Origin of the sequence: Algoriphagus lacus (assembly GCF_003583985.1) — a bacterium.
Lineage (GTDB): Bacteria > Bacteroidota > Bacteroidia > Cytophagales > Cyclobacteriaceae > Algoriphagus > Algoriphagus lacus.
The window spans coordinates 12,235-27,161 of record NZ_QXML01000009.1; the positions used below are offsets into that span (position 1 = coordinate 12,235).

Genomic DNA, 14,927 nt, shown 5'->3' on the forward strand with positions numbered 1-14,927 from the left:
ATGAACCCAAAGAAAAAAGTATGGATCGACACCGATCTGTCAGTTGGCATGATCAGACACCGCCGTCCGGGTTATTGTGATGTGGACGATGGATATGCCGTTTTGCAGTTGATGAAATCCGACCAAATCGAAATCACAGGCATCAGCGCGGTGTTTGGGAATACCACCATTGACAATGCCTTTATGCTTTGCGAGCAGATGAACCGTGACTTTGCAGGTGGAAAATATGGCGTATTCAAAGGGGCTGGAGAAGCCATTCAGCTGGCTAATGTGCAGACCAATGATGCGGTGGAAGCCCTGGCGGCCGCCCTTAAAAAGGAAAAAATGCACATCATGGCCATTGGCCCGGCTACCAATGTGGGCTTGCTTTTACTTCGTTATCCCGAACTTGCCGGCCAAATATTGGAAGTGGTCCTCGTTGCAGGACGAAGAAAAGAGACCGATTACTTCTCCATCGGCAATCAGGGCAGAAGGGCTCAAGACCTCAATTTTGACCTGGACAATGACGCCTTCCGGATTATGTTTGAGGCCAAAGTTCCGATCACACTTTGCCCATTTGAAATCTCCAGCAAGGTCTGGATTACGGAGGAGGACCTTAAAAATATGGATCAATTGGATCCCGCCACGCAATGGCTGGCCTCGGAATCCCGTCCATGGCTTGGACAATGGATCGAGCAGGGAGCCACAGGATTCAATCCTTTTGATGTGTTGGCCTCTCACTACCTGATCGCTCCGGATGACATTATCTCCGAACCCCGGCTTGCCTCTCTGGAAATCCACCTCGACGATACCCTGCTGGATAATCCCAGAAGACAGTTCAAATCCTATTTGCTTTGTCGGGATGTTGGGCAGTATCCGGTTAAGTATTGTTACGATGTGGTTCCGGACTATCATCAGCGTCTCCTTCAAACCTTCCAATGACCCATGTTTAGCCTTTCATTAGACCCCATTTCAGTCCAGCAATTTCTTGTTGAAAAAAACTGGCTTTTCCCTGAGGAAGAGGTTCAGCAAACCGAAGTTCCCGGCGCAGGAAATATGAATTTCACGATTCGGGTCAAGACCAACCGACGGTCCTTTATCCTCAAGCAAAGTCGACCCTATGTGGAGAAATATCCCCAAGTGCCCGCTCCGGCTGACCGGGTGTTGCGAGAGGGAGAATTTTATGGGCTTACTGCCCGTATTCCAGAATTGGCAGCCCGCACGCCCCAACTTTTGGCAATAGATCAGGAACAGTCTGTTCTTCAGCTGGAAGACCTGGGAGTGGGTTCGGATTTTACGGGGATGTATGCCGGAAACAAGCAACTTTCAACAAAAGATGTGAGCGAGTTGCTGGATTTTGCCCTTGTCTTACACGATTCCTTTGAAGCCCTTCCCAAAGCGGAGCGCATCACCAATCGAGCGATGCGAACGCTCAATCACGAGCATATTTTTCATTATCCCTTTGTCAATGAAAACGGCATGGATCTCGATCAGATCCTGCCCGGATTGGAGAAGAGTGCGGCTCCTGTGCGCCAAAATTCTCAACTGAAGCATCGGGTAAAAGCATTGGGAGAACAGTATTTGGCAGATGGCCCTTGCCTGCTTCATGGAGATTATTTTCCGGGAAGCTGGCTTCAGACTCCCCGGGGGATTCGGATCATTGATCCCGAGTTTTGTTTTTTTGGTCCTCGGGAATTTGAACTGGGCGTGATGCTGGCCCACTTGAAGTTAAGTGCACAATCCGAAGCTGCTCAGGATTTTGCCTTGGCCTATTATCGTCAAAAGTCTCCTCTGGACGAAGGCTTGGCCCAAAGTTTTGCAGCGGTGGAGGTACTCCGACGCTTGATAGGACTTGCCCAATTACCGCTCACGCTGAGTCTGGAGGAAAGAATTTCACTGATGGATCAAGCCACCTGGACTTTGACTTCGTAAATCGCTAAAACGGCTCAGCCCATGGAAAAAGACTTTGACCAAATCGAACGGATTTATTGGGTTTTTACCCAGCTCTGCAATGACCAGTGTATCCATTGCTACAACAACAGCGGACCTAAAGGTGCCAAAATCACCGAAGAGGACTGTATGGCCATTATCGACAATCTGCCCGATCGATTGGAAAGGCTCACCCTGAGTGGAGGTGAACCTTTGGCAGAAAGGAAAAAACTGTACCGGATTCTGGATGGGCTAAGGGAAAAGTACCAAAACCGGCTGTATATCGCCTTGCAATTCAATGGGGATTTGCTCACTCCGGAAATTTTGAAGACCCTGATCGAAAAGGGAGTGGACAGATTTTCCATAGCCAGTATAGATCGATACCATAAAAATGAAGGCAAGCGAAAGGAAGAACTTTCCGAGCTCTTTGAATCTTTTGGTATCCGATACATGCAGGGTCAGCCCTTGCTAAGCAAGTCTGAACTCAACAGCCAAACCCGGGATGAATTGACCTATAGCTTCTTTGGAGCCACGGAAGATATGTGGTTGGGTGGCAATTGGGCACGAGGTCGAGCCATGGAGCATGATAGTTGGAAAAAGGATGGAACTCATAATTTCTGCAAGATTCCTTCCGGTGCTGTTGCCTTTCTGGGAAACCCGGAAGTGGATATGGTTCAGGAAATTTCGATTCAACTCTGGCAAGTCAATCCCTGCTGCCCGGGGACCAAAGATCCCTTGGGAGATGCCAGAGTAGAAAAAGTCTCAACCATTCTCAGTCGGGTTGCAGATTCCCCGGTGATGAAAAAGCTCAATGAGGGAGATATTTTCGGAATCGGAGAAAGTATAGGTATTTCCACAGAATATGGCAGACAGCGGGCTGAGGCTTTGCAAAACGTCTGTCTTTGGTGTGATGAGTTTTTCACCAAGCATTTTGATATGGCTACTTTATCCGCAAAATCTTCCCATGTTTTGTAAGCTTTCCGACATCTAATCCGAATTCTTTCCTCGTTTATTGCTCCATGCAAACCACCCGTACCTTAGTCATGATTTATTCCCTGGCCCCGAGTCGGCAGGCAAGGGATAAGCATGTATTTGGAAGCAGAAATCAGCAGGCCGCAGTTACACTTTTTGATCGACTGGAAGGACGAATCCAATCAGTAGCAGGCAAAACCGGTTTGCCCATGATGATTATTCATGACCATCAGCAGCGTGGGACCACCTTTGGGGAGCGCTATGCAGCTGCATTCACTCAGGTCTTCAGTTTGGGATACGATCAGGTAATTTCAGTCGGAAATGATATTCCCGCACTCAGCGAGCATCATATTCTTCTTGCAAAAGAGGGTTTGGATAGCGGACAGACGGTTTTTGGTCCATCCCGAGATGGGGGAGACTACCTGATAGCCCTATCTAAATCAGCTTTTGAGGAAAAATCCTTTGCCTCCATGCCTTGGAGAACTGACCGTCTGCACGAGGCCTTGCTGCTGCTATTTGCCAAGACAAGTCCAGTCAATTGCCTGGAGTATTTGGTTGATATTGATTCTGCTGAGGCCTTGGTTGATTCTATGACACAGGCGTTAGACTTTATTTTTAGAAAATTTCTGAGAGCCTTGCTGAAAAGTTTGGTAAAAATTGAGTTCAATAGGACATTCCAACTGAATAGCCTCCCTCTTTTATTTGCCGGTCCTCGAAGGGCACCTCCTCAAATCACACCGTATATGCACTGATCCTGAGCTATCCGGGACATCCGGATGAATGTGGTAAGGATAATTATTCCTGAAATTCAGGTTTCTTTTAAATAAGGCAAGTTTTGCCTTTATAGAAACAGATCCAATTCCAAGATTTAGTTTACCACTCCTCAATCAATTCGAATTCCGGAATCATGGATTTCGGATCCATTTCTTAATTCTTATATCAATACCTATGAAATTACTATTTACCTGGATCATGGTCCTGGTGACAGGGGTTGTTTTTGCCCAAGGGATTACACTTACCGGCAAAGTAGTGGATTCCCAAGGTCTTCCCATTCCGGGAGCCACTTTAACCGAATCGGGTACCCGAACCCTAAGCATAACCGATGCTGAAGGAAAATTTACCTTTAGCTCTGATATCGTACCTTTTACTCTTCGTGTAAGTTTTATAGGATTTCAAACCTATCAAGTGGAGGTTACCTCTACCTCTTCTCTTTCCGAAATTGTACTCACCGAGTCCACCTCAGAGCTCAATGAGGTTTTGGTTACAGCTTTGGGAATCGAGCGGAATAGACAGTCGCTCACCTCGGCAGTTTCTGTGGTGGATAACCGGGCGCTAAGTGATGTGCCTCAACCCAATCTGATCAATGCCCTGTCGGGACTGGTGGCCGGTGTTCAGGTGACCAATGGCTCATCGGGGGTAGGCTCGTCCTCCAGAATTGTCATTCGGGGCGAAAATTCCCTATCCGGAAATAATGAAGCCCTGATTGTGGTAGATGGAGTGCCGATTCAAAATAACCTGATCGCTTCGGTGCTATTTAATGACGGAGCCAATATTCAGGAAGTGGATTATGGAAATGGAGCGGCTGACCTTAGCCCTGATGATATCGCTTCCATCTCTATTCTTAAAGGGCCTGGTTCGGCAGCTTTATATGGTACCCGTGGTGCCAATGGGGTAGTGTTGATCACTACCAAAAAGGGAGGGAAAACCCAAGGCCTCGGAGTATCAACCAGTTCTATTGTGACTTTTGAAGATTTACTCACGCTGCCTGCTTATCAGAATGAGTACGGTGGAGGCACCAATGGCCAATATGCTTTTCAAAATGGGATCGGTGCTGGGATAAACGATGGTGGAATCAGCAGCTTTGGTCCCAGGTTGAATGAGGGGCAGTTCATAGCTCAGTTTGACAGCCCATCTGTGGATATTAGAGGAAACCCGGTCAGGGCAGGAGATGTGCTCAGCCGAACTTTTCCAAACGGAACTTATACACCAATTACGCCTACACCTTGGATTTCAAGACCCAATAACGTAAAGGATTTTTTCCGGACCGGGGTGACCTCTCAGCAAGCCATTGCCCTGAATGGAGGAGATGAAAAGGGCGGTTTTCGGGCAGGATACATCAATTTCAGAAATCAGGGAATTCTTCCCAATACAGACCTCAAGCGGGACGGTCTTTCCCTAAGTCTGGATCGACAGCTGACGGATCGATTGCGATTCGATCTTTTTTCTAACTATGTAAATAGCAGAAGTAATAATCGGCCTGGTCTGGGCTATGGATATGAAAATGTGATGTATGGATTCAATTGGACCGGAAGAAATTTCAACATCGCCTCTCTTAGGGATTATTGGCAGGCTGGTCAGGAAGGCATTCAACATTTTGATTTCAACTACCTCTGGACGACCAATCCCTATCTGACGCTTTTCGAAAATACCAATGGCTTCGATAAAAACCGCTTCTTGGGCAATGCCTCTGGTACCTATGATTTTACAGACAAGTTGAGTTTGAGGGTTCGTCTGGGTGCTGATATTTTCGATGATATTCGGACATTCCGTCGGGCGTTTAGTACCAACAGACGGGTTTTTGGCGGGTATCGGGAGGATCAAATCAGTTTCCAGGAAATCAACACGGATTTTTTGCTTTCCTATGCCGATCGGTTGGGTAGTCAATGGACCTATAGCATCTCCATTGGTGCCAATCGTATGAACCAGGAAATCTCCAATGCCTACACGGAAGCCAATCAACTTGCACTTCCGGGAATTTACAACCTGGAAAATTCGAGAGTTCCGCTGCGTGGAGCTTCCCAAGAATTTTCCAAGCGAATCAATTCTATTTATTCTTTCGGTAACCTGGCTTTCAAAGACCATTTGTTTGTCGAACTAACAGTGCGAAATGATTGGTCCTCGACCTTACCGGCTTCCAATAATTCCTTTGCCTATTATTCAGGAGGGGTGAATTATGTGATGTCAGAAGCAGTACAGTTGCCAAAGAAATGGTCTTATGCCGCTATCCGCTTTAATGCGGCCAGTGTTGGAAATGATACCGATCCTTATCAGCTCAATAATACCTTTCAATTCAATCAAAACTACGGTTCGTTCATTCGGGTAACCAATCGTACCGTACTTAATAATCCTCAATTGAAACCTGAGCGCTTAAACGCGCTGGAGGCAGGATTGAATTTGGGTTGGTTCAGAAATCGGGTGATGCTAGATGTCTCAGCTTACCAAAATACCTCCATCAATCAGATTATCGGAAGACCGATTTCTACTGCTACTGGATTTAGCAACCGGATTGAAAATGGGGGAGAGGTAAGAACCCGTGGACTGGAAGCGGCGCTCTCGGGATCCGTAATTTCCAAAAAGGACCTGGAATGGACTATGGGGATTAATTTCTCTACGTATCGAAGTGTGGTGACTCAGCTTCCCGATGGAGTGACCCAATACGTGACCGGTGAGGCTAGCGTATTTGCTGGTGCCGGTGGTTCCAACACCGTCTTTTATATCGCTCGGGAAAATGGGCGGATAGGGGATATGTATGGGACTGGTTTCAGAATGGTGGAAGGACAGGTACTTTATGGCTCCAATGGACTTCCAATTCAGGATGCTACACTTCGGCTTTTGGGGAATTACAATCCGGATTTCATTTTGGGATTTACAAATCGACTGAGCTTTAAAAGAATTCAGATCAGTATGGTTTGGGATTGGAGACAGGGAGGGACGATCGTCAGCCGAACCCGCGCTTTAGGTTCCACATCCGGTGTGTTAAAAGAAACCTTGGAAGGAAGGGAGATAGGTATCGTGGGTCAGGGTGTAGTCAATGTGGGTACCGCCGAAAATCCGCAATATGTACCCAATACCACGGTGGTCTCAGCTTCAAGTTTCTACAACAATTTCTTTGACCGAGGCAATGAGGCCAGTGCCTTATACAATGCCAGTTACCTCAAAATTAGGCAGCTGAGCATTTATTATTCCCTGCCTGAGGCTTGGATTTCACGGATAGGATTCGAGCAGGTGAAAGTGGGCTTCGTGGGAAGCAATCTACTATTGTTTACTGAAAATCCACACTTTGACCCCGAACTCAATGCCATGCAAGGTCAGCGATTGACCTATGGCGTGGAGGATATGTCTTATCCGTCTACCAGAAGTTTTGGATTCAGCATCAAAACCGAATTTTAACATGAACAAGTCATATATCAATCGATTTACCTTTCCTTTCCTGTTGGCATTAATCCTGATTGCAGTATCCTGTACAGAAGGTTTTGAAGATATCAATGAAAATCCGAATGCACCAGAGCAGATTGGGCCACAGTTTTTGCTTTCCAATGTTATTTCGGTTGCTGCGGATCGAAATACCTATGAGCAGGGTTTTAGGCTGGCCAACTACCTAGCCCAATTTGCCGCAAGCGTGGAATTTGAGCGGATCGACCGATACGAGATGGGTAGTAATGCCGGATATTGGAACGGAACCTACCGCCTGATCAATGATCTGGAAAGTATCAAAAAGAGCCCCGGAACCAACGAAGCCTATCAGGCAGTTGCCGATATTCTTCGAGCTTACCTTTTCTCCCAACTCACCGATATGTGGGGCGATGTTCCGTATAAAGATGCCATCAAAGCTGGAGAGGGGATTTTCGCTCCAGCCTATGATACGCAGGAGTTTATCTATACGGATCCTCAGCAGGGAATTCTTGCCACACTACGCAAAGCCAGCGAAACCTTAGCTTTTACCAATTCCCGGATTCAGGGAGATATGATGTTCGGAAATGACCTGGGAAAATGGAGGAGATTTGCCAATTCTCTTCGGTTTAGATACTTACTGAGAATCAGTAAACGGCTATCAAATTTCTCGGAAATGCAGCAGTTGGCTGATTCAGGGGACTTGATGCGGGGAAATGGGGACAATGGAGTTGTGCCGTATTTGGCTTCTGCTCCCAATCAATGGCCCATGTCTCAGGCAGCTTTGGGACTTTATCAGGAACATCGGATGTCCTTGACAGTAGATTCTGTTTTGCGTCTTTGGAATGATCCCCGAAAGAATATTTTGTACAAACCTACCGCAGCCAGTGTCACTTTGGGCAATCCCCAGTTTAAAGGATTGCAAAATGGCCTCAATCGGGAAACGATTAATGAGCAGGGGATCAATCTGAATGATATTTCACTTTTTGGAGCAATTTTCAGGGATGTTCCCAATGGCGTTGATGCGCAATATATGCTCTATTCCGAGCTTCAGTTTTCCCTGGCTGAGGCCGTGGAACGAGGCTTTATCCGTGGAAATGCTTCCGCCTATTATGAGGCAGGTATCAGGGCTCATTTCCAATACCTCCGAACTGAACTGCCTATTACTTATCTCAGCCAAGCTTCTGTAGCCCTAAACGGGGATAGGAATCTGGAAAAAATATTGTCCCAAAAATGGCTTTCTTTGATCAATAACGGACATGAAGCATGGTTTCAAGTCAGACGGACCGGTATTCCTGCACTCAAACCTGGCCCTGACAATCTAAATGAAGGAAGATACCCGGTAAGGTATTTTTACCCCGAATCCGAGCAAGCCGTAAATCGTGAAAATTATCAGGCAGCAGTAACCCGCATGGGTGGAGACGATATCAATTCCAAAGGATGGTGGGAAAAATAAGCGACCCGGTAAATCCGGGTACACCAAAAGTGTATTTTATCTACAATGCAAATTCAGGTAAGTTTAATGCTTACCTGGATATGCTTCATAAAGTCATTTCACCTAAAACCTATCCTTGCCAACTCTGCGATATTACGTACGGAGTGAGTAAAATCCGGCCAGCGTGGAAAGAGTTTAGAGAAAAAAGCAAACTTTACATGATATTCTTGCATAAAGATGAATGGGAAGAAGCCTTTCCTGAAAATAAAATTGTCTTGCCCGCGGTCTTGCTGGACAGAGGGAAAGGTTTGGAAGTGATTTTTGGCTCCAAAGACTGGAATAGGGTTACCCTTGAAGATTTGATGGATGAATTAACTAGGCTTGAGTCCCAGTTTTTTCCCACCTAAAGGTCTAATTGCGTGGTGATAGTAATGTTGGTAAGAAATGTCGTTTTAAAATTTAAACCACTGCTTAATTTTCATTCATCCTTTAGATTAAGTGGCGCTGTCCAAAGCATTTGAGCCTCTGAAACAGCCAAAATTGAGATAAATCTTTTTTTGTTGTCCCTATTTATCCAATGCTTCTCTATAGTTTGAAAAATCTTATCAAAGTTCCATATCAATTCTGGAATAGACTCTTTCTTTTTCTCCTTGAACGAAAGAGATTCCTGCAAAAATCTTTCTCCAAAATTTATAACTGTACATTCTTTGGCTGGGATTTGGTCCAACGAGGATGCTTCCATTTTAGGATTCTTTTCATCTTCTTGATGTATTACAAATTAAGGTGGGGTATTTTCCAAAAATTTAAATCAAGTCAAGGACCGATAGTCAACTGTTCAGGAAAGTGGATTTGGATATTGTTTTTTTCTAAAAATTGGAGTTCGATAGGGTATGGTAAGTTATGTTAAAATCATATAGCTTACCCGAGAAAACTGGAATACGGTCATATGTGCCTCCAGTTTGGGAGGATTTTCGAGTTTTGGTATTGTTAGGGATAAGCATGCAGTCCATTTACTTGAGTTTAAATCCTATTGTCTCTGATTTGGGCTCAGAAATAATCAACTATCCGGAAATTTCCTTTTTTTAGAACCAGATAATAAATGCGGAGGGATGTTTTCGGATAAAAATGTTTTTTTGATCTTTCAGCTTTAAGTGATGCTATTTTAGATTTAATGGATTGTTCCCTTACTGAATAATTGGTAGTGTGGATCTCTTTTTTGAATCACTTTCTAGACTTGATTTTCTCCAAACCAACCCTGTTGAAAATGGACTAAAGTCATGAAAATGAAATAGTTGTTTAAAATGAACTGAATAGAGTTACAGCATTTCTAGGCCATAAATTGTAGAAATTTATCCCTTTTTTTATTGCTTGTCAGATGCCTGACAATTGGAGTTCTTTAAAGATTGGATGTTGTGGTCAAATTCTCTGGTTATGGCAATTTTAAGAAACGTCGGAGCAGTAGGTTGGTGTTTTGTTTTGGTTTCTGCCTGTATTGGTACAGATTTTCAAAATGATCCAATCGTGGATCCACTAATCGAATTGGAATCCGAACAAATCGGGTTGAAAATTGATGAGCAAATTCAGCTCTCACCGAGATACTTTAATGAATATGGTCAGGAAGAACAGGTTTCATTTAATTATTCCAGTTCCAATCCAGCCTTGGTGGAAGTAAACTCCACTGGCTTAATTACTGCCAAATCCCCCGGAACAGGCTTTGTCCAAATCCGGTTTGGAGAAAAGGCAATGAAATCTCTGCAAATTAATGTGGTCAGTGATCCAAATGAAGTGGCAGTAGTCAAAGTCTCTGCTGAAAGGAGGACGCTTTTTCCCGGTCAAAAAACCCAGATGGTAATCAGCATTCAAAATCTGACCGGGCAAAATCTGACCGGGAAAACCATTCAGTGGTTTTCCGAAAACGAGACCATAGCCACTGTTGATCAGAATGGATTGGTCACTGCAATGAAGCTTGGGAAGACAGATATACACGCAAAAGTATCAGGAGTTAAAAGTAATCCGGTTACTGTTTCAGTAGCAGTACAGCAACTTTCTGGAACTTTCGTACCGGCTGGTGGATACAGGGCCAAAGGAATGGCTTTTCTAAACCAGGAAAATGAAAAATTGATTCTGAGGTTCAGCCAGGATTTTGAAACCAGTTTTGCCCTTGGAACTTTTGTTTACTTGTCCAATTCGACCAACGGACAGGAAATCCGTTCCTCGGGTTTGGAAATCGCTGAAATCAGAGCAAACGGCCCTCACACCTTTGACATTACCTCAAAGCATCCGGAAGTTCAGATTACTGACTACAAATACGTGATCATATTTTGTAAACCTGCCGCAGTTACCTTTGGTTTTGCCGAAATGAAGAATTGAAATGAGAAATTTACTGGTTACTTCTATTCTTTTTCTTCTGACAGGAAACGGGTTTTGTCAGGGCTGGTCCCAAAATCAGGGAGAGGGTTATTTTAAACTTGGAACTAACGGAATCCAGGCCGATACCTATTTTTCTCCTGATGGCAGCAGTATTTCGATCACCACTACTGGATTTTACAGTATCGGTCTTTATGGTGAATACGGATTCAATTCCCAAATTACGGGCATTGTCAACCTGCCTTTTTTAATTACCAATACCCTGGATGAGGTAAGGTTTCAACCAAGTGGAAATGTTATTCCGGGGGATTCATTCACAGCTGTCGGAGATTTTGATCTTGGAATAAAGTATGGTTGGTTTCAGGACAAGCCAGTTGTTCTTTCCACTTCTTTGATACTCGGGATTCCAACAGGAAAAACCGGTGGTGGTGAATCCGGGATTCTACAAACCGGAGACTCGGAATTTAACCAACTGTTCCGAACCGATGTGAGTTTCTCTCTCCCGGTTTCAATTTACTTCTCGGCCTTTGGAGCATTTAACAACAGAACCCGTGACTTCTCGGATGAGATCAGATACGGATTTGATCTGGGTTATTACAAAAAGAAAATTTTGGTGGCATTTCACCTCAACGCCATTCAATCTCTACAAAATGGTAACGCAGAAAATGTGAATAACGGCATCTTTTCCAACAACTTGGAGTACTTACTTCCTTCTCTGGAAGTGGGTTGGTTTTTCCCCAATAATTTTGGGATTTCAGCTTACGCCAGCAATGTTCTACGTGGGCAAAATGTCCTAGACGCCCCCGGTTTTGGTGCAGGAATTTTCTATCAACTTAAAAACACACCTCAATAAAAATAACTATGAAAACCCTTCTTATCTTATTTCTTGCGCTGACTTTTCAGAGCGTAGCCTTTGGCCAAAAATCCGAAGTGTTTGTGGCTGGTGGAAAGGCCATTGCCGGATACGATCCTGTGGCCTATTTTACTGAGAAAAAGCCGGTAATGGGTAAACCTGAGTTCAAATTGGAGTACCAAGGAGCAGTTTGGTATTTTTCATCCGAAGCCAACAAAAAACTGTTTCAAGCTAATCCTAATACTTACGCGCCTCAGTACGGCGGCTATTGCGCTTTTGGAGCTGCTGGGGGATATAAAGCCAAAATATCCCCTGATGCCTGGGCCATTGTGAACAACAAACTTTACCTAAATTATGATCAGAATGTCCAAATGGATTGGATAAAGGATAAAGAGGCTTTGATCAAAAAAGCTGACAGCAATTGGCCGGCAATTAAAAAGAATTAAACTATGCCAGATCAAACGGAAATCGAAATTCCGATAGAGTCAGTATCATCAGGGGCCATAACAGACTCGGATCTTACTGCTTTGACAAATTCATTCGAGTTCTGGCCAGCCTGGACCATTCATCTTCCGATGGTTTTGCTTGGAATTTATCAGGGATTCCGTCTGGGATGCCTGAATTTCTTTCCTGCTGTGAATCCTGGAATGACCAACGGAGGGTTGTTCAATTATTCCAAGTTTGAATCTCTTTCTGATTTTCCAAAAGAAAATATCCCTGAAAGTATTCTGAGTAAGCCTCCTCATCAATTGGATCAGTTGTTGATCGGTGCTGCCCAAAGGGGAATTGGATTTCCTTTTATCCTGAAACCGGATATTGGAGAAAGAGGGCGGGGGGTGAGCTTGATTTCTGATCCCCATTCCGCTGAAAATTATTTGAAGACGTTTCGTAATGAAGCAGTAATCCTGCAGGATTTTGTTTCAAAAAAGGAGGAATACGGGATTTTTATTCTGAAAGATCCCAAAACAGGAAAAGTAAAAATCCCGTCAATCACCCAAAAAATCCCCTTGCAAGTCATGGGGAACGGGTTGGATTCTGTAGAAAAGCTTGTTCAAAAACACCCCCGAGCAAAACGGTACATTCAGGAAATTCCGAAGGACTTAATGTCCTTTGTTCCTGATCCTAACCGAATTTTTAATCTTAGCATCAAAGGAAACCATTGCAAAGGAGCTGTTTTTGTAGATCGGTCTGAACTTATTACGCCGGAGGTAATTTCCTCCTTTACGAAGATCTGCCAACCTTTTCAGGACTTTTTCTATGGAAGACTGGACATTAAAGTGAATTCCTGTTTGGAGCTTAGTGATCCAAATTTGGTTTCAATCCTGGAAGTCAATGGGGCAAATGCTGAGCCTATCCATATCTATTCTTCTGGAATTTCTTATTTTAGATCACTCGGAATTCTCAGTAATTTCTTTTCACAAATGGCGCAAATCGCACGGTTCAATCTAAATTCCATTTTCCCAAAACCAACCCTAGCTGCCTTAAAATCAAGTTTCCAATCGTACCAACATCTTAAAAAAAATACGCATGAGTGAAGATGTGAAATTTTGGCATCTTAGAAATCACCAACTTTTTTGGGTTCTGAACAACTCCCAGGTTCGGCAACTCTGCATCATCACGAATTTTAAAAGAGCGAAAAAGGGAGAAATGATCAATTTTGGAGAAAAGGAAAGTTCGAGAATTTACCTTTTGAAGAAAGGAAATCTCAAGTTAGTACAGGTGGATGAGCAAGGAAATGAATTCATCGTGGACATTATTCAACAAGGAGAATTATTTGGGTCTCTGAATGTGGAAGGTGATGACAGCAGCTATGAATATGCCCAAGTTTTGACAGACCGAGTTGTCCTTTGCAGTTTTGGGGTGTCAGATTTTGAGCGACTTCTTTCTGAGAATCCAACCTTAGCGATTTCCTACACCAAACTGGTAGGCTTTCGACTTAAGCGGGTCAAAAACAGTTACTCAAATCTTTTCTTCAAAAGCGCCAAAGAACGATTGATAGCATTTCTGAAAGACTGGGCTAACAGGGAGGGGAAAATCAATGAGAATCAGGTGTGTCTGGATAACTTTCTCACCCAAAAAGAAATCTCTCAAATCATTTGCAGTTCCCGCCAAACAACTACCCAACTTTTCAACGATTGGGAACAGCAGGGCTTGATCAGCTACTCCCGAAAGGAAATTAGGATCAATAATTTAAAAGCATTGGGCTGAATCTTTCCATAATGTAATCTTCCAGACATTTGCCTTATTCCATTTCCAGCATCTTGAGGTAATAATAACCAAATCACCCAAGACTATGCTACATGGACCAGGGTTCCCGCCTAATGCCATCGTCTCAGCCAGATCCCTCAGTTGGACATTCCGTATCCTGGCAGCGATGATCTTAACCCAATCACTGGTATATAAATTTGGAAGTCATCCGGATTCAATTATGTTATTTACCGAGCTTGGTGTAGAACCAGCTGGACGGGTTAGCTTGGGCATTGTGGAATTGGTGGTTGCGCTATTGATCCTTTATCCGAGAACAACTCTTTTAGGTGGGATTTTGGGTGTATTTATTATGGCTGGCGCATTGTTTACTCATTTTTTTCTCATAGGGATTATCTTTAATAATGACGGAGGCAAGCTATTTGGCCTGGCTGTAATCTGCTTTTTATCCTGTGTAGGACAGGTAATCATTCTGAAGAACCAATTGATCAGTTATATAAAAAATCGATATGTTATCTGATGCCTGCTCCCAACAACTCGAAGAACTTGCAGAGCTCCTTCTTCAACTTTCACCGGAAGATTATTCAGGAATTTCGCCGGTATTTAAAAGCTCATCCATTGGCCAGCATGTCAGGCATATTTTGGAGTTTTTTGAATGCCTGATATCCCAATACGATCAAGGGGAAATAAACTATGATCTCCGAAGGAGGGATCTGAGACTCGAAGCAGATCCCTATTTTGCGTTGGAAAAAATCCGGGAGCTTCAAACCATAAACCACATCCCAGACAAGGAGTTGAAAATTCTCCAAGATCATTTCCCAAATTCCCAGCCTGTTAAAACCAGCTTTTACAGGGAGTTGCTGTATAATTTGGAGCATTGTGTCCATCACCAGGCCTTAATTCGGCTGGCTTGTCTGTCCATTCCACATGTACGAATTTCTGAAAATTTCGGGGTTGCAAGATCAACTCTGACTTTCATCTCCAAAAAGGCTGAGAATTAAATATGGTTTGCTTGTC

Annotated in this window: 15 protein-coding genes; 14 read left to right on the forward strand and 1 reads right to left on the reverse strand. The window is 43.9% G+C overall.

The features are described from left to right. The 7 genes from D0X99_RS16145 to D0X99_RS16175 all read left to right on the forward strand — a co-directional run bounded on the left by D0X99_RS16145 (position 1) and on the right by D0X99_RS16175 (position 8,892). On the forward strand, positions 1-921 hold the full coding sequence (locus D0X99_RS16145) for a nucleoside hydrolase (RefSeq protein WP_119478894.1): 921 nt from the start codon (positions 1-3) through the stop codon (positions 919-921). 3 nt (positions 922-924) lie between these two features. Further along, a complete protein-coding gene (locus D0X99_RS16150) occupies positions 925-1,911 on the forward strand; it encodes a phosphotransferase (protein ID WP_119478895.1) in 987 nt (328 codons plus the stop codon). A gap of 21 nt (positions 1,912-1,932) precedes the next feature. Continuing rightward, positions 1,933-2,883, forward strand: coding sequence for a radical SAM protein (locus D0X99_RS16155; protein ID WP_119478896.1), 951 nt, complete (start codon positions 1,933-1,935; stop codon positions 2,881-2,883). A 44-nt stretch (positions 2,884-2,927) separates the two neighbouring features. After that, positions 2,928-3,632, forward strand: coding sequence for a TIGR04282 family arsenosugar biosynthesis glycosyltransferase (locus D0X99_RS16160; RefSeq protein ID WP_119478897.1), 705 nt, complete (start codon positions 2,928-2,930; stop codon positions 3,630-3,632). Between the two features lie 196 nt (positions 3,633-3,828). After that, a complete protein-coding gene (locus D0X99_RS16165; RefSeq protein ID WP_119478898.1) occupies positions 3,829-7,050 on the forward strand; it encodes a SusC/RagA family TonB-linked outer membrane protein in 3,222 nt (1,073 codons plus the stop codon). A 1-nt stretch (position 7,051) separates the two neighbouring features. Next, positions 7,052-8,506, forward strand: a complete 1,455-nt coding sequence (locus D0X99_RS16170; RefSeq protein ID WP_119478899.1) for a SusD/RagB family nutrient-binding outer membrane lipoprotein — start codon at positions 7,052-7,054, stop codon at positions 8,504-8,506. Next, entirely contained in the window at positions 8,491-8,892 is a 402-nt protein-coding gene (locus D0X99_RS16175) for a GTPase (protein ID WP_119478900.1), read from the forward strand. Before D0X99_RS16170 ends, D0X99_RS16175 begins: the two co-directional genes overlap by 16 nt. A gap of 71 nt (positions 8,893-8,963) precedes the next feature. Here the strand turns inward: D0X99_RS16175 and D0X99_RS16180 are convergent, their stop codons facing one another. Then, positions 8,964-9,212 (reverse strand): hypothetical protein, encoded by a 249-nt coding sequence (locus D0X99_RS16180; RefSeq protein WP_147392243.1) that lies wholly within the window; start codon positions 9,210-9,212, stop codon positions 8,964-8,966. A 704-nt stretch (positions 9,213-9,916) separates the two neighbouring features. Here D0X99_RS16180 and D0X99_RS16185 point away from each other — a divergent pair. The 7 genes from D0X99_RS16185 (at position 9,917) to D0X99_RS16215 (ending at position 14,911) form a co-directional block, all read left to right on the forward strand. Then, positions 9,917-10,855 (forward strand): DM13 domain-containing protein, encoded by a 939-nt coding sequence (locus D0X99_RS16185; protein WP_158587713.1) that lies wholly within the window; start codon positions 9,917-9,919, stop codon positions 10,853-10,855. Between the two features lies 1 nt (position 10,856). After that, positions 10,857-11,705 (forward strand): hypothetical protein, encoded by an 849-nt coding sequence (locus tag D0X99_RS16190; protein ID WP_119478903.1) that lies wholly within the window; start codon positions 10,857-10,859, stop codon positions 11,703-11,705. Positions 11,706-11,713: 8 nt separating this feature from the next. Further along, the gene (locus tag D0X99_RS16195) at positions 11,714-12,151 is read left to right on the forward strand and encodes a YHS domain-containing (seleno)protein (RefSeq protein WP_119478904.1); all 438 of its coding nucleotides are present in this window, start codon (positions 11,714-11,716) and stop codon (positions 12,149-12,151) included. A gap of 3 nt (positions 12,152-12,154) precedes the next feature. Beyond that, positions 12,155-13,240, forward strand: coding sequence for an ATP-grasp domain-containing protein (locus tag D0X99_RS16200; RefSeq protein WP_119478905.1), 1,086 nt, complete (start codon positions 12,155-12,157; stop codon positions 13,238-13,240). Continuing rightward, the gene (locus D0X99_RS16205) at positions 13,233-13,913 is read left to right on the forward strand and encodes a Crp/Fnr family transcriptional regulator (protein ID WP_119478906.1); all 681 of its coding nucleotides are present in this window, start codon (positions 13,233-13,235) and stop codon (positions 13,911-13,913) included. The genes D0X99_RS16200 and D0X99_RS16205 overlap by 8 nt, the downstream gene beginning before the upstream one ends. Positions 13,914-13,998: 85 nt before the next feature. Continuing rightward, positions 13,999-14,430, forward strand: a complete 432-nt coding sequence (locus D0X99_RS16210; protein WP_119478907.1) for a DoxX family protein — start codon at positions 13,999-14,001, stop codon at positions 14,428-14,430. Next, positions 14,420-14,911, forward strand: coding sequence for a DinB family protein (locus D0X99_RS16215; RefSeq protein ID WP_119478908.1), 492 nt, complete (start codon positions 14,420-14,422; stop codon positions 14,909-14,911). Before D0X99_RS16210 ends, D0X99_RS16215 begins: the two co-directional genes overlap by 11 nt. The last annotated feature ends 16 nt before the right edge of the window (positions 14,912-14,927 follow it).